Origin of the sequence: Streptomyces sp. NPDC090798, from assembly GCF_044768965.1 — a bacterium.
Classification (GTDB): domain Bacteria; phylum Actinomycetota; class Actinomycetes; order Streptomycetales; family Streptomycetaceae; genus Streptomyces.
In genome coordinates, this window is the sequence record NZ_JBIVXA010000029.1 from 97047 (window position 1) to 119741 (window position 22695).

General features: G+C 66.4%; 26 protein-coding genes. 5 read left to right on the forward strand and 21 right to left on the reverse strand.

Going from position 1 to position 22695, the window contains the following annotated elements:
• The first annotated feature begins 83 nt into the window (after nucleotides 1-83).
• Complete coding sequence (locus ACIQTP_RS41050) at nucleotides 84-269, forward strand: hypothetical protein (RefSeq protein ID WP_403409720.1); 186 nt, start codon at nucleotides 84-86, stop codon at nucleotides 267-269.
• Entirely contained in the window at nucleotides 259-996 is a 738-nt protein-coding gene (locus ACIQTP_RS41055) for a hypothetical protein (protein WP_403409723.1), read from the forward strand. Before ACIQTP_RS41050 ends, ACIQTP_RS41055 begins: the two co-directional genes overlap by 11 nt.
• A 28-nt stretch (nucleotides 997-1024) precedes the next feature.
• Here ACIQTP_RS41055 and ACIQTP_RS41060 read toward each other — a convergent pair whose 3' ends face one another.
• The 16 genes from ACIQTP_RS41060 to ACIQTP_RS41135 all read right to left on the reverse strand — a co-directional run bounded on the left by ACIQTP_RS41060 (nucleotide 1025) and on the right by ACIQTP_RS41135 (nucleotide 12216).
• The gene (locus ACIQTP_RS41060; RefSeq protein ID WP_403409725.1) at nucleotides 1025-2476 is read right to left on the reverse strand and encodes a tyrosine-type recombinase/integrase; all 1452 of its coding nucleotides are present in this window, start codon (nucleotides 2474-2476) and stop codon (nucleotides 1025-1027) included.
• The gene (locus tag ACIQTP_RS41065) at nucleotides 2473-2667 is read right to left on the reverse strand and encodes an AlpA family transcriptional regulator (RefSeq protein ID WP_266431443.1); all 195 of its coding nucleotides are present in this window, start codon (nucleotides 2665-2667) and stop codon (nucleotides 2473-2475) included. Before ACIQTP_RS41065 ends, ACIQTP_RS41060 begins: the two co-directional genes overlap by 4 nt.
• On the reverse strand, nucleotides 2664-3821 hold the full coding sequence (locus ACIQTP_RS41070) for an AAA family ATPase (protein ID WP_403409729.1): 1158 nt from the start codon (nucleotides 3819-3821) through the stop codon (nucleotides 2664-2666). Before ACIQTP_RS41070 ends, ACIQTP_RS41065 begins: the two co-directional genes overlap by 4 nt.
• Nucleotides 3818-4717: a bifunctional DNA primase/polymerase gene (locus ACIQTP_RS41075; RefSeq protein WP_403409732.1), complete on the reverse strand. Its 900-nt coding sequence runs from the start codon at nucleotides 4715-4717 to the stop codon at nucleotides 3818-3820. The genes ACIQTP_RS41070 and ACIQTP_RS41075 overlap by 4 nt, the downstream gene beginning before the upstream one ends.
• Nucleotides 4718-4805: 88 nt before the next feature.
• Complete coding sequence (locus tag ACIQTP_RS41080) at nucleotides 4806-5462, reverse strand: MazG-like family protein (RefSeq protein WP_403409734.1); 657 nt, start codon at nucleotides 5460-5462, stop codon at nucleotides 4806-4808.
• Nucleotides 5459-5788 (reverse strand): hypothetical protein, encoded by a 330-nt coding sequence (locus tag ACIQTP_RS41085; protein WP_403409737.1) that lies wholly within the window; start codon nucleotides 5786-5788, stop codon nucleotides 5459-5461. The genes ACIQTP_RS41080 and ACIQTP_RS41085 overlap by 4 nt, the downstream gene beginning before the upstream one ends.
• A complete protein-coding gene (locus ACIQTP_RS41090; RefSeq protein ID WP_403409740.1) occupies nucleotides 5785-6387 on the reverse strand; it encodes a hypothetical protein in 603 nt (200 codons plus the stop codon). Before ACIQTP_RS41090 ends, ACIQTP_RS41085 begins: the two co-directional genes overlap by 4 nt.
• Nucleotides 6388-6396: 9 nt before the next feature.
• Nucleotides 6397-6585 (reverse strand): hypothetical protein, encoded by a 189-nt coding sequence (locus tag ACIQTP_RS41095; RefSeq protein WP_101400670.1) that lies wholly within the window; start codon nucleotides 6583-6585, stop codon nucleotides 6397-6399.
• Nucleotides 6586-6588: 3 nt separating this feature from the next.
• A complete protein-coding gene (locus tag ACIQTP_RS41100) occupies nucleotides 6589-6882 on the reverse strand; it encodes a hypothetical protein (RefSeq protein ID WP_403409743.1) in 294 nt (97 codons plus the stop codon).
• 141 nt (nucleotides 6883-7023) lie between these two features.
• Complete coding sequence (locus tag ACIQTP_RS41105) at nucleotides 7024-9228, reverse strand: cell division protein FtsK (RefSeq protein WP_403409746.1); 2205 nt, start codon at nucleotides 9226-9228, stop codon at nucleotides 7024-7026.
• Between the two features lie 83 nt (nucleotides 9229-9311).
• Nucleotides 9312-9698 (reverse strand): RRQRL motif-containing zinc-binding protein, encoded by a 387-nt coding sequence (locus tag ACIQTP_RS41110; protein ID WP_403409749.1) that lies wholly within the window; start codon nucleotides 9696-9698, stop codon nucleotides 9312-9314.
• Entirely contained in the window at nucleotides 9698-10348 is a 651-nt protein-coding gene (locus tag ACIQTP_RS41115) for a GGDEF domain-containing protein (RefSeq protein WP_403409752.1), read from the reverse strand. The genes ACIQTP_RS41110 and ACIQTP_RS41115 overlap by 1 nt, the downstream gene beginning before the upstream one ends.
• Nucleotides 10345-11328, reverse strand: coding sequence for a DUF2637 domain-containing protein (locus ACIQTP_RS41120; protein WP_403409755.1), 984 nt, complete (start codon nucleotides 11326-11328; stop codon nucleotides 10345-10347). Before ACIQTP_RS41120 ends, ACIQTP_RS41115 begins: the two co-directional genes overlap by 4 nt.
• Nucleotides 11325-11771 (reverse strand): Pycsar system effector family protein, encoded by a 447-nt coding sequence (locus ACIQTP_RS41125; RefSeq protein WP_403409758.1) that lies wholly within the window; start codon nucleotides 11769-11771, stop codon nucleotides 11325-11327. Before ACIQTP_RS41125 ends, ACIQTP_RS41120 begins: the two co-directional genes overlap by 4 nt.
• Complete coding sequence (locus tag ACIQTP_RS41130) at nucleotides 11768-11914, reverse strand: hypothetical protein (RefSeq protein WP_179436436.1); 147 nt, start codon at nucleotides 11912-11914, stop codon at nucleotides 11768-11770. Before ACIQTP_RS41130 ends, ACIQTP_RS41125 begins: the two co-directional genes overlap by 4 nt.
• Entirely contained in the window at nucleotides 11911-12216 is a 306-nt protein-coding gene (locus tag ACIQTP_RS41135; RefSeq protein WP_403409761.1) for a hypothetical protein, read from the reverse strand. Before ACIQTP_RS41135 ends, ACIQTP_RS41130 begins: the two co-directional genes overlap by 4 nt.
• Before the next feature lie 324 nt (nucleotides 12217-12540).
• On the opposite strand from ACIQTP_RS41135, the gene ACIQTP_RS41140 reads away from it, so the two are divergent.
• Nucleotides 12541-13287, forward strand: coding sequence for a helix-turn-helix domain-containing protein (locus ACIQTP_RS41140; RefSeq protein WP_403409764.1), 747 nt, complete (start codon nucleotides 12541-12543; stop codon nucleotides 13285-13287).
• A complete protein-coding gene (locus tag ACIQTP_RS41145) occupies nucleotides 13284-13757 on the forward strand; it encodes an NUDIX domain-containing protein (protein ID WP_403409767.1) in 474 nt (157 codons plus the stop codon). The genes ACIQTP_RS41140 and ACIQTP_RS41145 overlap by 4 nt, the downstream gene beginning before the upstream one ends.
• Here ACIQTP_RS41145 and ACIQTP_RS41150 read toward each other — a convergent pair.
• The 5 genes from ACIQTP_RS41150 to ACIQTP_RS41170 form a co-directional block, all read right to left on the reverse strand.
• On the reverse strand, nucleotides 13750-14313 hold the full coding sequence (locus tag ACIQTP_RS41150; protein WP_403409770.1) for an HD domain-containing protein: 564 nt from the start codon (nucleotides 14311-14313) through the stop codon (nucleotides 13750-13752). The two genes, ACIQTP_RS41145 and ACIQTP_RS41150, sit on opposite strands and share 8 nt — an antisense overlap.
• Nucleotides 14314-14342: 29 nt before the next feature.
• A complete protein-coding gene (locus ACIQTP_RS41155; RefSeq protein ID WP_403409773.1) occupies nucleotides 14343-14780 on the reverse strand; it encodes a GntR family transcriptional regulator in 438 nt (145 codons plus the stop codon).
• A gap of 413 nt (nucleotides 14781-15193) precedes the next feature.
• A complete protein-coding gene (locus tag ACIQTP_RS41160) occupies nucleotides 15194-16333 on the reverse strand; it encodes a hypothetical protein (protein ID WP_403409776.1) in 1140 nt (379 codons plus the stop codon).
• 41 nt (nucleotides 16334-16374) lie between these two features.
• A complete protein-coding gene (locus ACIQTP_RS41165) occupies nucleotides 16375-18891 on the reverse strand; it encodes an ATP-binding protein (RefSeq protein ID WP_403409779.1) in 2517 nt (838 codons plus the stop codon).
• Between the two features lie 597 nt (nucleotides 18892-19488).
• Complete coding sequence (locus ACIQTP_RS41170; protein ID WP_403409782.1) at nucleotides 19489-21204, reverse strand: hypothetical protein; 1716 nt, start codon at nucleotides 21202-21204, stop codon at nucleotides 19489-19491.
• Between the two features lie 699 nt (nucleotides 21205-21903).
• Here ACIQTP_RS41170 and ACIQTP_RS41175 point away from each other — a divergent pair.
• Entirely contained in the window at nucleotides 21904-22653 is a 750-nt protein-coding gene (locus ACIQTP_RS41175; RefSeq protein ID WP_403409784.1) for a hypothetical protein, read from the forward strand.
• The last annotated feature ends 42 nt before the right edge of the window (nucleotides 22654-22695 follow it).

Consider the following 22695-nt stretch of genomic DNA (forward strand, 5'->3'; position numbering starts at 1 on the left):
GCGTAGCGGTAGACAGCCCTTAGCGTCGATTGTCAGAGGTGCCTGCTTCACTTTGCCTCTGCCCACCACGAGGGAGCACCCCAATGACGACCATGATCCGCACGACGGCCGCGGAACTCGTAGCTCAACGGGAAAGCCTGCTCGCAGAGGTACACATGACCTTCGAGGAGCTCCGCGACCGCGCTGAGAACTACAGTCTGAGCAGCGACGAACTCGACGTCTGGCACACCATCGAGGGCATCGACTACCTTCTCAACGGTGAGTGCTGAGGAAGCTACGCTGGACGAAAAGGCGGCTGAGTTCGCCGACACGCTGACGGACCTTACGCGGGGAGTCCTTGGCCAGGACTCCCCGCGTTTTTCTGCCCTTAACGTCGGCAACCGCATCAGGGTTGCGCCGCTAGCTGCCGACGGTCGCAGTTTGCGCATCCCCGTCAAGATCGACGGCGAAAGGTGCCTCAGCCTCCATGTTCAGCACTTCTGTTGCTGGGATGGACCGAACATGTACCTTGCGGCCGATCGGGCCGACGTACACGTCTTCTTCGAAGGCGTACAAGATCCACTACTTCGCTATGAGTACCTGCGCCACTCCGAGAATCCTCCTGGCGCCCACCTGCAGGTGCACGCTCATAGGGACGAGATGGCCTATCTTCTCCGCCTTGCCGAGAAGAAAAAGGGACGGCCGGCAGCGATGATGCGGAGAGGGAAGCTACCCCGCCTATCCGAGATGCACCTGCCAGTAGGTGGCCACCGGTTGCGGCCGGCACTTGAAGACGTGCTATTGCTCCTGGTCCGCGAGTTCGCCATAGACGTTGCGGACGGATGGGAGGCTGTCCTCGATCGGCACCTCAGGAAGTGGCGGGTGTTGCAACTCAAGTCTGCGGTTCGCGACGCTCATGAGTCCGCAGCCGAGACGCTCCGGGAGATGGGCTACACCGTTGAGCCGCCGAAGGACATGGAGCCTCAGCGAGAGAACTCTCGCCTTTACTGGCCGTGACCTCCGCTCCCGGCACTGGCTCAAATCGCTACACGTTGTCTCCCTCTTCTTCGAGGGCCTTTGCAATCTTGGCATTGGCGGCTTCCTCGTGGCCGTCGATGCAGCCGTGATAGCGACGGTGGATCACCTCCGGGGAGTTGCCGACTCTCCGGGCCACCTCAGCGATAGGCACCCCCGCGTTCAGCCACCGCGTGATGCACGCGTGTCGCAGGTCGTACGGGCGCCCGGCAAGGGGCGATTCGACGCGGTCCGGCGGGAGAGCGTATGCCCGCGCTTCCTCCCACACGCGCCAGTACGTGGACGAGCCGACGACCGCCCCGCGCTCGTTCCCGAACACCCGCCCCTCCTTGGCGGTCCCGAACTCGTCCAGGTGTGCCCGGAGGGTGGCGACAAGGACCGGCGGTATGGGGACCGGGCGATCCGCGGCCTCTTCGCGCGCTTTCAGGCCCCGACGGTCGTGCCTCTCCCCCGAGTCCGTCCACTGCTTGCCGGAGACCGGACGCGTCTCCCGCAGCGTCAGCGTGCCCCATCCCGCTCCCGGCAGGTGGCAGTCCGAGAGACGGAGTCCGACCGCTTCAGCGGGCCGGAGACCCGCGTAATACAGCACCGCATAGAACGCGACCAAGCGCCGACCACGGTTGCGGCCCCATGACCCGACATACGAGACAGCGGTGAGCAACTGGCGCCCCTGTACGGCGTTCACGAGGACGCGCCTGTCCACCACGTCGTCAGATCCCACACGCTTCCTGTTAGCCCGCTGAAGCGGATTCTCCGGGAGCTCCCCGCGGTCCACCGCGTGTTCGAGCGCGGTGTTGAGGGCGCGGCGGCGCCGCTTGTACGTCTCGCCTGCCGCACGTACGCCATCGAGCCGGTAGCTGAGGCGGTACTGCACGTCCTCGAAGACTTCCGCGTCGGTCAGGTCCAGGACCGGCCGGTCCGATGTCGTCAGCCACTCGTACGCGGCCTTCAACTCCGCCGGCGGGTCCTCCCCCGCGCTCGCGGGCACAATGCCCCACCGGAAAGCGAGCCGAAGGTCCGTGTCTTCCGGAACGCCCTCGCCTCGCTGAACCATGGCAAGGGCCACAGCAGCAAGCCCGTCCGCCATGCTCTCGCGTGTCTTCGCAGCGCTGGTACGCCAGCGTCCGGCAACGTACTTCCGGCAGAACTCGAACCACCGCAACGGGGGCTTGGCATCTGCGGCTTCGGCTGCCGCACGGACTTCGGACTCCGGCAGACCCGATTCAACGTCGAATGCTTCGCCGCGCCGCATGGCCTGCCACAGCTCCGACCTCCGGCTGTCGGCGAGCGCGGACGTGGCGAAGGTGTCGCCGTGTACCTGTCCGGCGACCACCCAACGCAGGCGGTAGGGGCGGGACTTCCGGCCCGTCTTCGTGACCTTCCACAGCCGGATGTCGAGGGAGTAGCCCGGCCGGGCCGACCCACGAGGACGCCCGGCCGGAGTGTCGTTCGTCGTGCTCACGCAGCGTCCTCCCGCTCCGCAAGCCAGCGCTCGTATTCGGAACGACGGATGCGAACGTCACCGTTCGGCAGCTTGATCGCGCGGGGGGCCTTCCCGAGTTGGCGCCACCGGTAGAAGGTCGACGGGGCGACCTTGAGATCAGCGATGACCTGCGGAATGGTCATCTTCTCGTCCACGGTGCGGACGCTCATCGCTCCGTCCTTTCGCCATCGATCGGGCCGGACAGTCCGGACAGCTCCGTTTTTGACTGTCCGGGTCGTCCGTGCAGGTCAGGTGGGGTAACCGGACAGCCGGACAGCTCGGACACCTCCGGGGCGCCCTCTGTCCGGGTCTCGGTGTCCTGGTAGTACCGGCCGCCGGCGTCCTTGGTGAGCTGGCCAGCCTCGGCCATACGGGCGCAGGTACGGCGGATGGTGTCGATGTCGACGTGAGACAGCTCGCCTGCCATGTCCTTGGGCTTTGCGCCGGGGTGGGCTCGGACGTACCGAAGGATCGCGGCGCGGGTGTCGCCCACGATGTGGTCGGTCACGGGGCCGTCCAGCAAGTGCCAGGCTCCGGAGGCGGGTTGGAAACTGAGGGCGTACTCGGCCTCATCCACGTCCCGGCCGGTGACGTGCAAGATGCCGTCCGCCTGCCCGCGTGCCCGCTTCAGTACGAGCGTGGCGTCGGCGGCGCCCGCGATGCCGTTGGTCCCGGAGACCTCGGTCAGGAAGTCGTCCGAGCCTGCCTTGCGGACGTGGTGGACCAGGACGACGGCGATGCCGTAGTGATCCGCGAGCCGCTTCGCGTAGCCCACGGAGACGTAGTCCGCGTCGTACGCAGACACCCCCTGTGGCGCTTGGCCGCGCATCTTGGCGAAGACGTCGATGACGACCATGCGGGCGTCGGGGTTGCGGTCCAGCCACTGTGCGATGGCTTCGGTGCCGCCCTGGGGGAAGGGCGGGCACTCGGTCACGAGGGTCAGCCCGGCGGGCGCTGGCTGGCCTCCCAGGAGCTTGCCCATGCGGGTCTGGAGACGGCGCGGGGTGTCCTCCAATGCGAGGTAGAGCACCGGGCCGCCCTCGACGGGCACGGAATCGAAGGCCTGCCCGCCGGCCGCGACCGCGAGGGCGAGTCCGAGGGACAGCCAGGACTTGCCGACCTTGGGCGGTCCGGCGAGCAGGCTGACGCCTTCGGCGAGGATGCCCGGCACGGCCCATTTCGGCTCGGGGAAGTCCGCGGCCATGAGCTGATCCGCCGTCCACGCGGTCCGCGGGCGCTCGCGCTTCGGCGGCGGTGCCGGGGCCGCCGCCGGGTCGCTGGGGACGGAGTACAGGTGCAGGGGCGGGATCGGGTTGGCGGTCATGCTGCGACCGTCCGGGGGCGCCGGGCTCCGGCCCGCAGCCCGGAGGCGATGGTGCGGCAGGCCTCGCGCTCGCCCTGGCCGACCTGGAGTGCGGCGGTCAGGAGCCAGCCGGTCACGTCGACTTCGGCCAGCTCTCCTCCGGCAACGAGCTGGCCGAGGGCGACGGAGGCGATGTAGAGCGCGTTGTTGTGCTGGTCCTCGCCGGAACCGGTGACCCGCTGCACTTCCCCGTTGACCGCAGCTTGCAGGAAGGCTGTGCGCCGTCCGCGACCGGCGAGGGCGACGCGGATGGGCTTCTGTGGGGGCAGCGGGACGGGGCGCAGGAGTTCGGCGAGCCAGCCCGGCAGGGGCGCCGCGGGGGCGTCGTGGGTGACCTCGTAGGGGCGTCCGTTGAAGGTGCTGCCCGCGCCGACCACGAGTCCGCCGGCGGCGCGGGTGTCGACCTTCCAGCCGAGCCCGCGGGCGCTGTCCCCGGCGGTGTTGCGCAGGGGTTCGCCCTCGGGGGCGGCGAAGTAGAGGTGGGTGCCTCCGCTCCACGTGCGCACGGTGTACGTGTCGGCGGGGAAGGGCTGGCGGTGGCGTTCGCAGAGCAGGGCGAGGACGTCGGCGCCGTCGGTGACTCCGTGTTCGGCCCAGGGTGCCGGCGAGGTGTCGTCGGGGTGCTTGGGCCGGTCCAGGTCGATGACGACCAGGCGGGAGGGGCCGGTGGCGATGCCGAGGTTGAAGGCGCCAGCGGACCATGCGGCGGTGATGCGGTCCGGGTCGGTGGTGGCGCGGGGTTCCCAGTCGGTGAGGGCGGGGCGCTTGTCGCCGGGGATCAGGGTGAAGACGTGCCAGCCTCGTGACGCTGCGTCGAGCGCTGAGCTGAGCTGGGCAGAGCCGTCCGTGTGCGGCATGCTGGGGGTTCCTGTTCTGTCTTCGGATGGGCAGGGAGAACCGCGGCGGCGGGCGACCTTGCTGGGGAGTCCCGCCGCCGCGGCGTTGCTACTGGTTGTTGGCCCAACGGGCGTATTCCTGGCGGACGTAGCCGCGCGGATGGGTGAGCATGGCCGGGTGCTCCGGCCAGTACGGGTCGCCGCCGTAGTCGATCTCGATGAGCTGCCGGGCGGCTTCGGTCGCGATGTCGGCCGTGTGGTGGTGGACGCCATCGGCCTCGTAGTCCAATGCGATGCGGTCCAGCACGGCGGCTTTCCGGAGCCAGTAATCACGGTCCGCGTCATCGTCAGACGGCTTGTCCATGAGCGTCCGGGCGATCGCAGCCGTCCAGGCGATCTCGCAGGTGATGTCGGGGGCGGTGGCGTAGGCGTCTGCCTGCGTCGGCCACGGCTCGCTCTCGTGCAGGCGTCGTGCCGCGGCGTTCAGTTTGGTGTCCAGTGCGGCGGGCGGGGTGGTGGTGAAGGCGTGCAGGGCGACGGTGGCGGCGATGATGACGTCGCACAGTTCGTCGGCCACGTCGTCACGGGTGTGGGTGGTGCCCTTGCGGGGGTTCTGGCCGGTCATGCCGATGTACGCGGCGGTAGCCTCGCCCGCTTCCTCCATCACCTTCATCAGGCGCATCGCGGTCTCGTGTTCACCGGTGCCGTTGGCGGTGTTCAGGGCGGTGACGATGCGGGCCGTGATCGGCCACAGGGCGGCGCTCATGCGGTCTTCCTCTCGGGGTTGGGGAGTTGCAGGGTCTGGGCTTCGGGTGCGGGCCGCTGGGACAGGTGCCGCACGGTGGTCGGCTTGCTCGGGGTGGGGGTGTCGTCGTGGAAGCGGCGGGTGCCGAGATCGCGGGCTCCGGCCCGGTACCGGGCCGCGGCGGGGTGGGTGTGGTTCCACTGCTCCGCGCACACCTTGTGGACGGGTTCATCCGCGTGCGAGCGCATCGGAGTGCACTTGCCACACAGCACGCAGGGCAGGTCTTCGAAGCGGTCGAAATGCAGTGCCTCGCGCCAGACCAGCAGGCGCACCGCGCCCGCGTTCACGCACCGCGGTGGTGCGTCGGCAGCTCGGGCAGGCCCACCGCTTCCAGGGCCCTCGGGTCGAAGCCGGGCAGCGCGGCGCGGGTGACGAGTGCCTGCGCGAGCTGTTCGGCGTAGGCGGCGCCGGTGCGGGCCACCTCGATCTGTGTCGTGCCGCGGATCGTCTCCACACGCTCGGTGTGGGCGCGTTCCTCACGCCGGTCACTCACGTGCCGCTCATACGCGACGCGCTCGCGGCGGTCGGTGCGCCAGTACCGTGCGGCGAGCCCGTAGGCGACCGCGGTGGCGAGCGCCCACAGCAGAAGGGGCAGCGAGGTGCCGTCGGCGTATCCGGCGACGCCTGCGAGGGCGAGCCCGCCGGAGGCGGCGAACGCGGTCCCGGCGATGACGGGGTCTCCGGCGCGGCCGATGCTCGCGCACACGCCGGCCGCGGCGGCGGCGAGGGAGAGCGCGGTTATCAGCACGGCGTTGCCGAGGGAGTGTTGGGCGCCGTTGGCGTTCCAGATGCGGGCCAGGATCAGCACGGTGGACGTCGCTACGGCGGGCGCGGCCTTGGGGGCGATGATGGCGAGCCAGTGGCGGGCCACGATCTGTTCGTTCACGGGGGTCTCCTAGATCTTGCCGAGGGCGTCGACAACGGCGGCAGTCAGCTCGGTCACGGGGCCGGAGGCGCCGGTGGAGGCGAGGTAGAAGCCGAACATCACGGCGATGAACGCGGAGCCGTAGCCGAGGGTCTTGGAGCGGAGCAGGAAGAACAGGACCAGGCCGAACAGGGCGACCAGGGAGACGGTGACGGCCATCGGTTATCCCTTCGGGGCGGGCCGCTTGGCAGCGGTGGGGGCGAGGGTGTCGGTGCCGTCGCGGGCGACGCGCAGCCAGAGGTTGTAGAGGTGGCGGCCGACGCGTATGCGCTTGCCGTGGCCCTTGCAGCGGCGGCAGTCCTTGCCGCGTTTCGTGCGGCCCTTGCGGTCGGTCTTCGTCGCGAAGCCGAAGCCGTGGCACTTGCGGCAGTCGCCGTACGGGCTCGCCGCACACAGACTTGCGTAACCAAGAGTGACGATGAGCAGGCAGGCGCAAGCAAGGAGAAGGGGGGTCATGGGGTGCCTTCCAGGCGGGTTTTCCGGCGTTCTCGCAGGTCGGGCACTAGGTGCGAGGTTGCTGATCAGAGCCGGTATGGGGTGCTAGCGGGGGTGCTAGGTCTAGCAGCGGAGGCTGCTAGACCTAGCAGGCGTGCGCGGTCAGTCTCCGGACCGCTTTCCGTCACGCTGGGTGATGGCGGTGGTGATGTCGGCGCGGGCGATGCCGCGGCGGGTGGTGCCCTTGCCCTTGTCGGTGGTGCCCCAGACGTCCTGCGCGGCGATGCCGTGCGGGCGCAGGTTGGTGGTCACCGTCTCGGCCTTCCATCCGCCGTAGATCTCCGGCCGGAGTGTGGCGAGGCGGGTGGCGACCTTCTCGTTCCATACCTTGTCCTCGTCGGCCGCGACGACTTTGAGGATGTCGGCGAGCAGGTCGAAGGCGGGCTCGCCGCTTTCGGGGGTCTCGCCGATGGCGTGGCCGGTGATGTTGCCGTAGGCCTCGCGCATCTTGCGGGCGCGGACGACGACCTGCTCGGCGCCGAGGGCGTCGACGAACGCGCTCGCGACAATGCGGGGGTCGTCGCCCTCACCGGCCATCCAGCAGATGCCACGGTCGGTGCGGGAGAACATCGTGGCCCGGTATCCGGCCTTGTACATCGAGGTGCCGAGGACCATGTCGTTGGCGGGCTGGCCCATCACCTTCAGGCAGAACCGCAGTACGGCGTTCGCTGAGATGCCGGTGGGCAGCGACTTTGCGTCGGGGCGCTGGGTGCCGAACAGGGCCACGATCCCGAGCGCGGGACCGCGTTTGCCCAGGTCGGTGCTGATCTCTTCGATTTCCGCGCCGTACTTCTCGTGCTCGAAAGGGACTTGGCACTCGTCGAATCCGGCGACGATCGGGTGCAGGCCGAGGGACTTGTCGTTGGCCAGTTCCGGGGTGACCTTGGACTCCGGGCAGCGTGAGCGCGGCAGGGACTTGATGACCTTCGCCCGCCGGCGCAGCTCCGCCCGCAGCTCCCGCAGTGATTCGAGGACGTAGAGGATGTCTTCGTCCTCGTCTCCAGCCCGGTAGCGGTGGCAGACCGGCTCCAGGGCGCCGAAGTCGCCGGTGCCCTTGAAGTCGAACGCGTACAGCTCCGCACGCGGGTCCAGTGCGGCGATCAGCAGGAACAGCCGCATCAGGAACGTCTTGCCCATGCGCGGGATGGAGCCGACCACCACGCTCGCGAACATGAGCGTGACGGCCACGTCGCCCATGCGCTGGTCGTTGCCGAACACGACCGGCTTGAACAGGTCCACGCTGCCCGACTTCAGCAGCGGCCACGCGGGCTTGGTGGTCTCGTTCATGGGCTTGTCGCCCACCCACAGGATCAGCCGCCCCTCGTGCTCCGTCGGGTCGGCAGACGGCCACACGCAGCCGACCTTGCGGCGCAGCCCCGACGCGAGCGGCTTACGGGCCTCCATGATGTCCTCCGGGGTCACGCCCCAGGGAAGATCCAAGTCGGCGCGGTAGCCGGGACCGTCCCGGGTGATCTCGGAGGTGAAGCGCATCCCGTTCATGTCGCCGCCCTTCTTGATGGCGGCCGACAGCTTCGCGTTGCCGATGTTGTCCAGCGCGCGCAGCACGATCGGGCCGGTGAGCTTCTGGATCTCGGTCTTGAGGACCGCGGGCCCGATCACGGGATGGTCCTGCGGGGAGCCCCAGAACCCGCACGCCAGAACCGCGGCCGACGCCAGCACGCCCAGCCAGGCCGGGGCCATCACATACATGGTCAGCGCGAACGCGGCGCCGAAGACCAGCGCCACAGCCGACACCAGGACCCGCAGCCGCACCCGTCCGTCCCGCTGCCGGGACAGCTTCAGGTACTCGGCCGTGTTCTCCCGCCGTACCTCGTATGCGCGCAGCGGGGCGCCCTCCGCATCCCACACCCACCGGTTGGTGTCCCGTACGAAACGGGCCGCACCGCGCGGCGCGTTCAGGGTGAGCTGCAGCGTGTACCAAGGGGTGCGGATGCCGTGGAAGGCGGTGGCATAGAAGGCGTTGCCGGTCGCCCGCTGCGCGGTCGATACGAACCCCGGCTTGGAGGTGAGCCACGTCGGCAGGATCGGCCGACGCTTGTAGGTGGTGATCCCCGGCGCGGGAAGGTCGGGCCGGTCGACCGGTCGGGCGACCGAGTCGCCCGACTCCTCATCATCCAAGTCGGCCGACTCGGTCGGGCGCGAGTCGGGCGGCGGGTCGGCAGCCGGGACGGCCGACCCGTCACGCGCGGAACGGGCCTTGTCGAGGTCGACCACCTCAGCGCCGGAGTCGGCGGTCATCTCGGCTTCGAGCCGGTGGAACAGTTCGTTGTCGTCGGGCTGGTTCACTGAGGGTCCTTCCACTTCTGGTGTGAGGGAGGGCGGGTCCGGCCGACGCTGTGAGAGGTGGGCGGCCGGACCCGTCGCGGCTGCTACGCGGCGTGCTGTTCGGCGGGGTAGGCGCAGAGGATGCACACCCCGAGCGAGGTCGGAATGCAGTAGCTGTAGGTGATTTGGCAATTCGGGCAGGTGCGGCGAGCGAGCATCGCCAGAGCGAGCGCACCCCACTTGCGGGAGGTCATCGGCCGCACCGGTCGGGCACGGTCGACGCGGTAGAGGTAGGCGACCTGCACCCCGGACTTCCGGCCCCGGTGGCGTCGCATCACCTGCGCGGCGATGGGCTGTCCGCCGGGTCGCAGCCCGCGGTCCCGGAGCTGACGGCGGGTGGCGTAGCCGTCGGGGGCGAAGCGCCAGGGGAAGGTGGGGACCCCGAACAGGGTGCCGCTGGGGTCGTAGCACTTGCTGAACGCCGTGGACATCAGGCCGCCACCCCCACGACCGGCGCACTCGTGCGGGCCCCGGTACGGCCGGCGCGGCGTCCGGTGACGGTGGCGAACAGCCAGCCCAGCCCAGCGCGGCGCATTCCGGCGCGGGCCTGCTTGGCCGCGTACATCGCTTCATCCGCTCGCCGCAGCAGCCCGGACAGGTCGTCGTCGGGGAAGTCCGCGGCGCGTACCCAGCCGAGCGAGACAGTGGTCCGTACAGCCGGGTCCTGGCCCTCGACGGGCCGGGCGAGCACGCCGTGGAGCACGGCGAGCAGATCGCCCGCGGTGCCGTGGTCGTCGATGACGACGGCGGCGAACTCATCGCCCCCGAGCCGCCCGGCCACGCCGGAGCGGCCGACGTGGTGGGCGAGGCGGTCCGCGGTCGCCTTCAACAGCGCGTCCCCGGCGGCATGCCCGTGGGTGTCGTTGATCTGCTTGAAGCGGTCCACGTCGGCCAGGACCACCACCGCGCGCGGGTCCTTGAGCAGGACGGTGGCGCGGCGGGTGAACCCGTCGCGGGTCACCAGGCCGGTCAGCGGGTCGCGCCGTGCCGTGTTGAGGCGGGCGCGCATCCGCCACGCGTGGACAACCCAGCCCGCGGCCGGAGCCAGCGCGGAGAGTAGGACGGTGGCCGGGGTACTCATGCTGCCGCCCCCTCGCCGCTCTCGCCGGTGTCGGTAATGGGGTGCAGGCGTCGGCCGTCCGCGCGCTCGCTGAGCAGTAGGTCCCGCAGCACGCGGGAGTTCGCGGCCGAGCAGTGCAGCGTGGTGCGGATCGCCTCCGCGTTGATCGCGTCGTCCGTCCACTCCGCCGTGGCCGTGCGCGCCTCCGCGAGCAGCTCCGCGGGAGTCCGCGGCACCTTGGTGGCCTTGGCCTTGGTGGTGCGCTTGCGCGGCGGCTTCGGCGCGTCCTGCTTCGGCGGCTTCGAATCCTGCGGCGGCGCGGGCGGGATGTCCTCGCCGGCCGGGGCCAGTTCCCCGAGCTTCAACAGCACCCGCTCGGGGCGGGGTGTCTTAGAGCGCCACCGGCGGCCGTGCTGCTGCCGCAGTTGCGCGCGGGCCAGCTGCCGCTCCCGCTCGCGTCCCAGGGCGTCCGTGTAGGAGGTGACCTCCCACAGGGTCATGCGGCGCCACAAGGCGAACGTGGACAGCGGGGCGAGCAGCCAGCGCGAGCGGCGGATCTTCTCCATCCGGCGCCCGGTGACGGCGCCGATCCGGGAGGCGTAAACGTGCGCGGCTACCTCGGACAGGACCACCCACAGCAGCGGCATCGTGCCGTGCGCGAGCTTCGCGGACAGCGAGTGCCCGGCCGCGATGTTCAGCCAGCACGTCACCCCGGTCAGCGCCCACGGTACGAACCGCACCCAGCCCAGCGGCATGTCCGTACGGATCAGCAGCAGGAACGCCGCGGTGAACACCGGGATCGCGGTGTCGATGCCCACCGGCAGCATCCACGGGGAGGCGAACCCCCAGCGGGCCCCGGCCGCGGAAACGGCCTCGAAGGAAGAGGCCAGGCCCAGCCCGCCGACTCCGGCCGCGAGGACGGCGACCGCACCTAACAGCCACAGTTCCGGCGTTGTCAGCGGCGGCACCGTCGGCCGCTCGGTCGTCTGCGTCGTCGTCATGCCGCACCCCCCGCCGCGAGCAGGGCCGCGAGGATGAGCAGGGCGCCGCCCACGCACGTCAGGTCGACCGCGCGCCGCAGGCAGGTGAACTTGGCGACGGCGATACGGGACAGGCCCGCGATGTCCGCCGCCTGGTCCTGGGCCAGGGTGGCGCTGATCTCCTCGGCCGTGAGCGTCGCCCACAGCGGGAACCCGCGGCCACCCCCCAGGTTCGGGCGGACCGACCGCAGCAGCAGACCGGCCGCGGTGACCAGCAGCCCCATCCCGGCACCGCCCGCGACGCACGTGGGCGTGGTCAGGGGGACGTCCTTGGCGACGGTCCACGCGCCGGCCAGCAGCGCGCCGACGAACGCCAGCAGCAGCGAAGCCTTGCTGTCCGTGCGGGCAATCTCCGCCTTCACCTCCGCGTGAGCCGCGGAAAGGCCAGTCTCCAGCGCGCTCATGCGTCCTCACCGCCCTGCGACGCCCGGAGCTGAGCGTCCATCAGCTCGGCTTCCACGTCGGTCACCTGGCCCTCGACGATGCGCTGATAGACAGCCTGGCTTTCGAGGTACATGCGGTCCTGGAAGTTCAGGTCCTCGCTCATGCCGCCGCCCCCTTGCGCACCGAGCGGCGGCCGGCGGGACGGGCCAGCGGGACGACGTTGAACAGCTCCGGCGCGTACGCCTCGATCGCCTCAGCGGCGATCCGGCTCACGTCGTCTGGCAGGTCCGGGTTGTCGGCGAGGATGTCGCGGGCCGCGTCCATCCGGGCCTCGCGCTCCATCTCGCTCTCGCCCTCCACCCCGAGCCACAGCTCAACCGGGGTGCCGAGGGCCAGTTCCACGAAGTCGTTCGTGTTCAGGGCCTCATGGCCCGCCACAAACGTGCGCAACCTCGAACTACTCACGGATCTCTCCTGAAGGTCGATGGAAGGGAGAAGTCCGGCAGCGGGCGACCTTGCTGGGGAGTCCCGCCGCCGGGCAGTGGTCGTGCAGGCCAGGACAGCCGTGGCTGCCCCGTCAAACATGCGATACATGCTTGAACATGTCTCTCACAGTGGCGTGCCCGATTACGGCTGTCAAGTCCTTCGCTGGTTTCGGGTCGCCCTGCGACGTGGCATCAGGTTGCCGCTCCGGGGCGGGACGAAGTGACCACGTCACTGGACGACTTGGGACGTCCTCGCTAGCGTTCAGCGGGTCATGCACGTCCCCAGACGTCCCCGGGAGTTGGGATGGCGAACGAACGCTTACGATCGGCGATGTTGACGCACGGCATCACGGTCGACGCCATGGCAACCCACCTCGGGGTGGACCCGAAAACCGTCGAGCGCTGGATCACACAGGGACGTGCGCCCTACCGGCGCCACCGCCTTACCGTCGCCGCATTCCTGCACGAAGACGAGACATATCTCTGGCCGAACGGCCTTCCCGACGGTCAGCGGCTGGACGCAGCCGACGCCGAGGTTCTAAAGGTGTACCCGCACCGCTCTTACGTTCCCCCGGAACTCTGGTTGCAGCTCTTCGGCCGCGCTGAACGGGAGATCGGCGTACTCGTCCACGCAGGCGTGTTCCTTGCGGAGAACCCACGGTGGCACCAGCTACTAAGGCTGAAGGCGTCGTCAGGCGTACGGGCCCGGATCCTCGTAGGCGACCCCAACAGTCCAGAGATTCAGCGGCGCGGGGAAGAGGAGGAAATCGGTGAGGGCGTCGCGTACAAGGTGCGCGAGGTCATGAAGCTCTACCGTCCGCTGTACTCGGTCCCGGGCATCGAGTTTCGGATGCACAGGTCAACCCTCCACAACTCCCTCTACCGCTCCGACGACGAGTGGCTGATCAACACGCAGGTCTACGGCGTGAGCGCCCCCATGGCCCCGGTGCTCCACCTCCGCCGTGTCGCCGGCGCCGAGCTGGTCTCGACGTACCAGCAGAGCTTCGAGAAGGTGTGGTCTGAAGCCGTTCCCATCGAAAGGCCCTCATGAGTCGCCGCACCGACTACTTCAACGATCCCGCCGCACCGAAGGCCAACAGCATCGTGCCCGCGGTAACCGCGTTCGTCGTGAATGACGCGGGCGACGTCCTCCTGGAGCAACGTTCAGACAATGGCCGCTGGGGCATGCCGGGGGGCGTTCAGGAGGTCGGGGAGAACATCGCCGGTACGGTCACCCGGGAGGTTCTGGAGGAGACAGGGATTCACGTCGAAGTGGTCGGCCTTGTCGGAATCTTCACCGACCCCGGACACGTCATCGCCTTCGCCGACGGAGAGGTGCGTCAGGAGTTCTCGCTCTGCTTCCGGGCCCGGCCCCTCGGTGGCGAGATCAAGGTGAGTTCGGAGTCCTTCGCAGTGCGGTGGGTCCCCAGAGCGGAGCTGGACTCTCTTGACGTCTCGCCGACCACCCGTCGACGCCTCGAAGAGGGGTTCCGTAACGACGAGGTGCCGTTGATCAGTTGAGCTTCGCCTCCACCACCTCGGCACGCCGCCGCTTTACCCGGGCCACCCTTGCCATGAGTTCGGGCCGGGCCGCGGATACCGCCCGGAAGACGACATGCTCGGGACCGTACCGTTCTAGGACCTCGGCGAGCCGCTCGGCAGGGTCCGCTAGATCTCCGGCCGGAGTACTGGTCAGGTCGCAATAGGTGATCGCGTCTACCAACTCAGGCTCGGCGGGCCCAAACTCGGTGAGCGCTTCGTCCAGCCCAAGTTCAGATGCTTCCCACGGAGAGGACGTGTGGAAGGCCACGATGCTGCACAGCCGCGGGTCAGCCCCCATTTCGTCGCGCAAGTACCGGGCCCCGTCGATCATGTGCTGTCCAGTATCGACGGCGGCCCGGGCATACCCGACGTCGTGCACGATGGCGGCGGCCGCCAACAACTCGGCGTCCTCACCCAGCGCCGGTGCCAGGGTCAATGCCTGGGAGTAGACCCTCTGAGAGTGGGCCCACCGCCGCGGCAGGCTGTCGGCCAACAGCGACTCAGCAAGGTCGTGGGCCCACTTGACCAGTTGCATTTTCCATTGCCTCCGAGACAATCGGGAGTTCAAGAAGGAGAGCTGACGAACCGACCAACACCGTGCCGCGCCTCGACGTGGCCGGCGGTCTCCAGTTCACGCACGGCGCGGCGAACCGTGCCGCGAGACACCCCGTACTTCTCAACGAGGTCCGCTTCGCTCGGAAGGCGCGTACCCGCAGGCAGGTCGCCCTTCCGGATCTGCTCCAACAAGTCCGCCATGATCTGTTCGTACGGTGCGGTCCCAGCGCTCCCGGCGACACTGCGTCCAACGCCAGCAACGGTCTTGATGTCCCCCGATTCTTCGAGGGCATGCAGAGCACGCCGCACCGTCGTACGGGCCACCCCGAACTCGCGCCCGATCTCGGCCTCGGACGGCAACCCGTCGGGGTAGGCCCCAGCGGCAATCCGCTCGCGCAACGCCTGAGAGATCACCTGATACGTCCCGCGTGGGCTGGGGCTCGGCACGCATTCCTCCTTCGGACACCGTCGCTTCCAGCTTCCCACGAGCACCCGTGCTGGCGGCGTGTCCCAGCTGTCCGGCTGTCCGGTTAGGCCTCTCAACTGCACAAACGGGCCGGACAGGTCAAAGGACCGCTGTCCGGGCTGTCCGGTCACAGATGGCTGTAACACCCCGGGGTGTTACAGCTCCGTCGGCGAAGCCGACCTCTCAGCGGGCGTAGGAGCCGGAGGCGACTTCCGATCTGATCTGCCTCACGAGTAGGCGAACAGGAGGGCGTGGAAATTTCTCTACCTGATGAAGGCCCGCGCACGGCGCGGGCTGCCCCCTGTCTGCGCCCCGGCTGGCCGCGCCCGGCAGCCGCGCTGGCGAGCTGCGGTCATGAAGTGGGAGACACCCTCTGTGGCTGGGGCGGTCGGCGTCAGATCGTGCGCGGCTTAACCAACTCCAGAACGACCTCAGTTCGCATTCTGCTATCCATGGATGCTCCATTAGCTGAGGGCGGGGGAAGGTATCGCCTACCCGCTGGAAGCTCTCTTTCGCTGATTGCCTCAACACTGAGTCCATGCAAGACGCCGGCTCGACGAGTCACCCCAGCATTGTCGACGAAGGTCCCCTTTATCGTCGAGTTCCCTACCACCATCACAGCCCGAGCACCCGGCTTCAGCACACGGGAGATCTCAGCCATCACCCTGGACATATCCTCGACATAGCGCCAGAAAATTCCAGCCATCCTTCCGGATAGTTGAGAAATATCCGAGTCAGCAGCCAAACCGATTATCCGCTCATCGTTGACCTTTGACATTCTCTCAGCCCCGACGCTAGCGCCCCGGATCTCACGCAGCTCACCAAGCTTATAGCCTAGCCACACGAGAGCCATCCTGTGCCCGCGAAGGTAATCAATAGCGTTGAGATAAGGCGGAGAAGTAACCACGAGGTCAATAGAGCAATCGGACAGAGACTGAAGATTCCTAGCGTCTCCACGTTCGACATTAGCGGATCCACCAAAGGAGGGACTCATCCTCTTTTCGATTTCCGCCGCGGCCTTAATGAACCCCGACATTACATCGAATTCGTTCTCGGTCCCCACTCTATGAGGTCGACTATGCGATACATCCCACGCGAGAGAAGCCCCACGCTTCTTCGTAACGATGATTCGACTGAGCGCAAGACGTAGGCCATCAGCGAACCTGCCTGATTGGTCGTGAAGTAGATAGGAGAGAACTCTTAAGTCTTCCTTCTGTTCTTTCGCAAACCAAAAGTCTACGAAATCTGACGTCTCAGAGTCACTATCCATCCAAGGCAGGTCAACACCGGCGGACATCATGCCCCGAGCCTCCAGGACCAGAGCCTCTGCGGCCCCCCGCAGCCCCGCCGCGGACGAGGAGTGAGTCCAGACCGAGGACATAAGAACGGCAAGTGGATCCATGTCGAAGCCCCGAGCACGATGCCCGGCCTCTACCGCCGCTCGCAAAACCGTTCCAGATCCGCACATAGGATCAAGAACTACTTTCTCGCCTCGCTCTACCTCGAGCGCCTTCAGCGCCAACTCTGGAGCCATACGTGCAGGAAAAGGGTGAGGTGCGGCAAGCGAACGCATGATCACGACTCCGGATCGTCAGGCACTGCAGGCAAGCCCAAGTCATCCTGCAAGCGGCGGTCAACTTCAGTGATGATACTGTCTGCCGTGTGTGACATGCGGACATCACCGCTGGCGGGATTTACCTCTAGCCAACGAGATCCAACTATGGTCTGCACTGCCTGCAATGCAGCAATAAGCTTCGCCGGCTCATAGCCTCTTAGGCGAGGATCTGTGGCGCGAACTGCGTACACATTTGGCTGACTTTTAATGTCGCCCTTTTCACGCTCAATCCCCCTCAAGAGTTTCTTCAGAGGGACAGGCTGCTGCGTCTCACGGAAACTAGACTCGAGAGCGTCGAGCCATTTCTCGACCTCCTTCACAGTCAAAGCACTCGTGAATAGTTCTCGAATCTGATTAAGTGTCACCCCAAATTGATAGTGAAGCTCAACCAAGCGTCGCAACTGGGCAGTGAGCATCACGGTCATGGGGCGATCAACACGACCAAGGGCCGTCCTCCTATTTACTGAGGAATCATCTTTGTCTTGGCCGTCAAATTTTTTCCCGATGAAGAATCCAAAGTCGGCAGACTCTTCATGAATGAAATCCCAAAGTGCATCAAAATGCACTTTATCTACTGGAATGCTGCTTCCCGCTGTAGTCTTGGCATCATAGACGATTCGGAAATCTTCCAGCTTATTTTCTCCACGCCCAAGACGGGCATCCAGGATTCCGTCCGCTCCCCCACGGTTTCCGCCGCGTCGCTCGTACTGGAATCCCAAAACAAGGAAGGCCTGACCCACAGCCTTCTCCAGTGCGTCTTTGTTCTGGTCTGCAATGGATAGATGCCTCAAGACCTCCGCGGCATCCGGACCGTAGTCCCCCGCAATTTGGCGAAGAGCCCGGTCCCGAAGCGCAAATACTTCGGCAGTAATTTCGGGAGAAATTCCACCTTCCCGAAGAAAAGCATCCGTCAGCACCTCTGAAGTAGCAAACAAGGTGGCAGGTGTCTGATTCTTCGAATGTGCCATTATTTTGGCAACGAAGGGGTGCTCCTGATTGATGTACAGAATTCTAGTCTTCGCATCATATTCAGCTAGCCGATCGTACGCCCCCATATCCCTGATCTGAACATCAAGGAAGGGTTGCTCCATCACATCGCGAGAGAACTCTTCAATCCACTCTGCACGCTCATCCTCATCAAGGTGGCTCGGAGCAGTGATGTAATGTGACGGTTGCTGAGCCTGCACGACAGCATTCTGAATCGCTGCCACCAGCGGGTCAGCGAGGATACTCGGCGACCCTTCCTTCAGAAGAAGCTTGAGGTCGAACCCAACAAGCTTCTCTTTGTTCTCGGCCGTGTACACCACACGGGCCTCATTAAATTTGGCCCGCAAGTAATCTCGAAATTGCTCAAGAGCGTCAGAGGCCCGCACACCCTCACGTGATGAGAGCAAGTGCGTGCGAAGACCGTCCGCATGTACTTCCATCTTAAATCGATGCCAGACGGCTAGGTTAAGCGTCTCAAGTCCAAAAAGCTCTTGTTCGAGATTGATCACCCGGCCTCGCACCCGAATGAAAAACCCGTTACTGCGGCCGTACTGAAGAGACTTTCCAGTAATCAGAGGCTTCTCATACAGCGTCGCATTTCCTGTAATCTCGCCCTCGATACCTGGGATCAAGATTCCAGTTGCTGTTGTCTCGATCCCTAACTTTTGGGCTGCCTTATCTGAAGGGCCGCCGATTTTAAAGTCTTTGAGGACAACTGCATCTTCCTTAGCCGACCTTAGTTCCTCACCATTAAGGAAGATCTTAAAGTCGCTGGCGAGAGGGAGACCGGTTCTCATCACCCAGCTCAGCACACCCGGGCGGAATTTTTCGAAGAGCGTCTTAAAATCGCTAAGTGCAGCTGCAGTCCAAGTTGGCGCTGCTTTAGCACCGAACATCATGTCCCAGGCTTTTGGATCCTTGGCTTGGACTTCCTCCAGTAGATCCCGCGCCTCGTCTTCTTCTACAATGTGAAGCTCAAGCGATACAGGCCCGGCATTGGGGTCGTTCTGACGTTTACCCTCCACCTTCTTGAAGTCCATAGAAGCGTAGTAATAATACTCCCCCACCTTACTGATATGAGTAAGTCGCCAGGCAAGGACGTAGGCGGCTAATTTGCCGATCCCGAACTGTCCGATAGGGCGTCTTCCTTGAACGGTGGAGTCGGCTGATTTCGTAGACTCCGCAACACGCCAGAGGCGAGCAAACCCCTCCTCGTCCATTCCGGAACCATTATCGATTACCCACAATGAATCAGCGCCGAGCGGGTCTTCCGACTTTGATCGCGGCGTAATGATGCGAGCACTCTTTGCGCCTGCATCGAAACTGTTAGAAACGAGCTCTTCGATCGCCTTATGCGGGCTCTGGTAAAGCCCTTCAGAAAAAAGCCGTATGATCTCAAAGCTAATTTCGACCGGGATTTGCTGACTTGCAGGATCAGCTGAAATCTTCCCCAGAAGTCCAGAGTCTGAGTTCGAAGTGCTGTCAGCCACAATACCCCCGCGTAATGGTTCCGCCCCAGAGCGTGATCGTACCCACTGGTTCGGCATATGTCAGTAGTACGTGTCGAGGAAGGCCAGTTGGGCGGGACTCTGGGAACTTGCCGCAAGCTAGCGTCTAGCTCTTCAGCTCCTCGCGACCCCTCCATGGACTAGTGACCACTGTCCGATCGCCGCCTATGCGGCTGCGTGCAACATGCCCAATATCGTCGCGGGTTGTGCCCTTTTAGGTGAATCTTCTTTCGAACAACACTTGAGTGGCCGTCAAGCAGACCCGGACACGTCAGGTCGAGCCAGCCACGTCCTACGCGTGGGCGCGATCCTCGATACGAACATCAAACACACTTTCTGCAAGGGGCGCGCTGCCCGGGACCGTGGACCACCCATGGACGAATAGCCATGGTCCGACCGTTCATAGCCTGCTGAACAGGCAGAATGCAACGAGCCGAAGTACCTTCCGGAGCCGCTGCACTACAGCAGCGAAGTACGGCAGCCACCCCAACGGCACGCGAGCTTCAGTTGCTTGGCGTCAGCACCCGAGCGGCCGATATGACGCACCGCTGAGCGTGACAGGGTCGGAGTGGGGGTCGCTCATGTGCATCCGGCGTCGTTTTTCGGCCGCAGGCCCGGCTCGCGGACCATCGCGGTGATCTCGGCGGCGGCACGCTCAGCACGGCCTGGGCGGCGCAGCCGTCGCTCCAGCGGCGGGAAGCCGACACTGCCGACGGGGGTGTCGTCGACATTGGTGCGGCAACGGACGATCAGCTCACCTTCGGGGGTGTAGACAGCGCCGATGACATCCGCCCACGGGAGGTGGGCAGTACGCCACAGGCCGCGAACGTGCAGTCCCTTGGAGTCGGCGGTGATCCGCCAGATCATCATCCGGAGGCAGACGCTCACCCAGTACAAACCACCCACCGACCAGAAGGGCAGCTGCCACCACGTAGGGGAACCCGTGAAGAGCGTCCCCAGCAGCATGATGGTCACGACGATCAACGCCGCTCCGACGGAGCGCGCCACCGGACCTGCCTGCCACCGGACCGGTCCGGTAGCAGGGGTCATCGCGGCGAGGGCGTCTTGGACGCGGGCCTCAGCGGCCCGGCGGTGTGCGGCCGTGCGTGCTGTGCCGGGACGGTATACCCCGGGCTTGCCCATTCCGTCGGGAGAACCGTGCCGTATCGGGGACGCGGTCCCCTCGACGAGCCACTGCCCGGACTCCGTTGCGCTCGCCAGAATCAACTCACCGCCCTCGCGAGGTGCACCGTAGAGCAGGGCTTGGCGCAGTGCCGTGCGGGTACCGGTGTGGGGCTCGTAGCTCAGCACCGGACGCAGGGTGGCGGTGTCGTCGGCGGCGAAAATCTCCGTACGCCCCTGATCGTGACGGGTCAGGACGCGCAGTACCGGGACCGGGGCGCGGTGCAGCGCCACCGCCCGGCGGCGGGAGAGCAGGCCCGAGCCGAGCACGGTGACACCGAGCCCGGCGAGGATGAGTGCCAGCGCCTGGCGGCCGGTGCGGTCGCCGTAGGGCTCAGTGGTGAGCCGCATCCAATCGCCGTGCATCAGCACCGGCACGCTACTGCCGACCCGATAGCTGCCCTGCGCGTCGAACCTGTGTCGTGTGTTGTCTGAGAGGCGGACGGTGACGGTGTAGTCGTCTGTGTTGTAGGCCACGACTCGGGCGTTCTCCGACGTGGCCGTACGGGCCAGGCGGTCGTCTGCCCGGTCGTCCACGACGACGGTCGTAATCAGGGCACCGGCCACCGCGCACAGGATCGCCCCCACAGTGCCGCGGACCAGGCCCCGGCGCCAAGGGCGGACGTCGTCCGTCGCCGGGGCAGGCACCGTGATGCCGCCGGCCGCGTCGAGCACGAGCGAGCGTTGGCGGCCGCGCGCCCGCAGCCGCGCCACGACGGCCGCCCAGCCCCAGCACAGCCCCGCCACAACGACGGCGTCCGCGATCTTCTCGGCCGGCCCACCCAGCCAAATATCGGGATTGCTCATCCAGATCAGCAGCAACGGAGCGGACACGAGCGCGAGTTCCGGTAGCACAAACAACCACACCAAGTGCGGCAGGAAGAGCATCGATCCGGCCGCATCGAGCCAGTCCGCCCCACAGGGCGCTGCCACCGTGCACATCGAGTCGGGCGAGAACATCACCGCCGCCATGACCACCGCCACCAGCAGCACCACAGCCGGCCCCACCGGCCGCGCCCACGCGGGCACCCGGACGTCCGCCCACCGCCTGGCATCCGCGGACACCCAGGGGCGAGCGGGAACATCCGCATACGGCACTGAACTCGTCGTCACCCGCGCATTATTCGTCACGGTTGTATGCCCCCAGCGCCTGGGGCCACCCCGAGTAGTACGCCCGGTGGCGAGCGCCGATCGATACTGCCGTTGGTCTCAGTTCCGGTCTCATTCACTGACGGTCGCGAGTGTTCGCGACCATTCCCCGCTCCCCCGCGCTCCTCACGCGCGGACGGGCGGCACGTCGGGGGGCTGTCGCCCCAGGACAGCCCCACTGGACGAGTCCCGCCCAAGTTGCTTGGGGACAAGGCAGTCTCTGGCCCACGGCGCCCAGAGTCTTTGTCCGCACGTGGGAATGGGCCAGCACAGCGTCCAGTCGTGGGCTCGCTGCGACACAGCTCCGACACAGTGTGTGTATCCGTACCACAAGGGACTGGCTCCCGCGCAGGTCAGGCGGGGTGCGAGGCTCGATCGGCGCAATCACTCCGGAGCCGTGTGCGCAGGTTCGAATCCTGCCGGGGGCACCCTGTATGAGGTGCCCAAAGACCCCGTCACCAGCGGAAACGCTGAGGCCGGGGTCTTCGCGTATGTGCAGGCAGATGCCGCCCGAAGCCGCTGTATGTCGGGGTCTGTGGACGAGGCGTGGACGGGATCTTGGCCCGTCGCCGCAGGTCACTGCCGGATTTCAGAGACGTCTGGCTCACACGCCCTCGCGGCGGCCGCGGCATCGTGCAGTGCCCGACTGCTTAGATCATCGGCATGACGGACTGGTCCCGGCTCCACCACGCCTACGGCACGGCAGAAGACGTCCCCAGACTGCTTGCCTCAGTGGGCCCTGACGCCGAGGACCCGGGCTGGACCAAACTCTGGTCCCGACTGTGCCATCAGGGCACGGTCTACTCGGCGAGCTACGCGGCCTTGCCCGCTCTGACCGCAATGGCGCGTCAGTGGTCAGCGGTGGACCGGAGGATGACCCTCTGCCTGGCCGGCTCCATTGTGGCCAGCACGGATCAGCCGTACGGCGATGAGGATCCCCACGTCACCTACGCCTCCCAGATTTCCGAGTTGGCGCAACTGACCGATGAAGCCCTCCAGGATCCCGGGCTCGCCGACGACCCCACGAACTACGTCTACTTGCTGGCCGCGCTGCTCAGCTTCCAGGACGTCGAGGTCTGGGGCGAGCAGTTCGACACGCTGAACGACGAGGAGTACGAGGTGCCCTGCCTCACATGTGGCACGGAGAACTTCATAGCCTTCGGCGAGTACGGCTACTTTTCGACCACGGACAGCATGTACATGGAGTCCTCCACCTCGGCGAGGCAGGTGCCGCTACGACCTCGGGCCCCCGAAGCCTTGGAGGGACTGGCCCAAAGACTCCACTCCCGCGCACTCGCAGACGGCCAGCCGGACATCGCCCGGAAATTGACCTACGTCTTCGGTGACGCGCAGTGCGCCGAGTGCGGTGCGGTCTTCAGCGTCGAGGAAGCCATCGTCACTCAGTGGGGCTGACGAGACCGCAGCTACCCACCAGCAGGGGCCACATCGATCGGC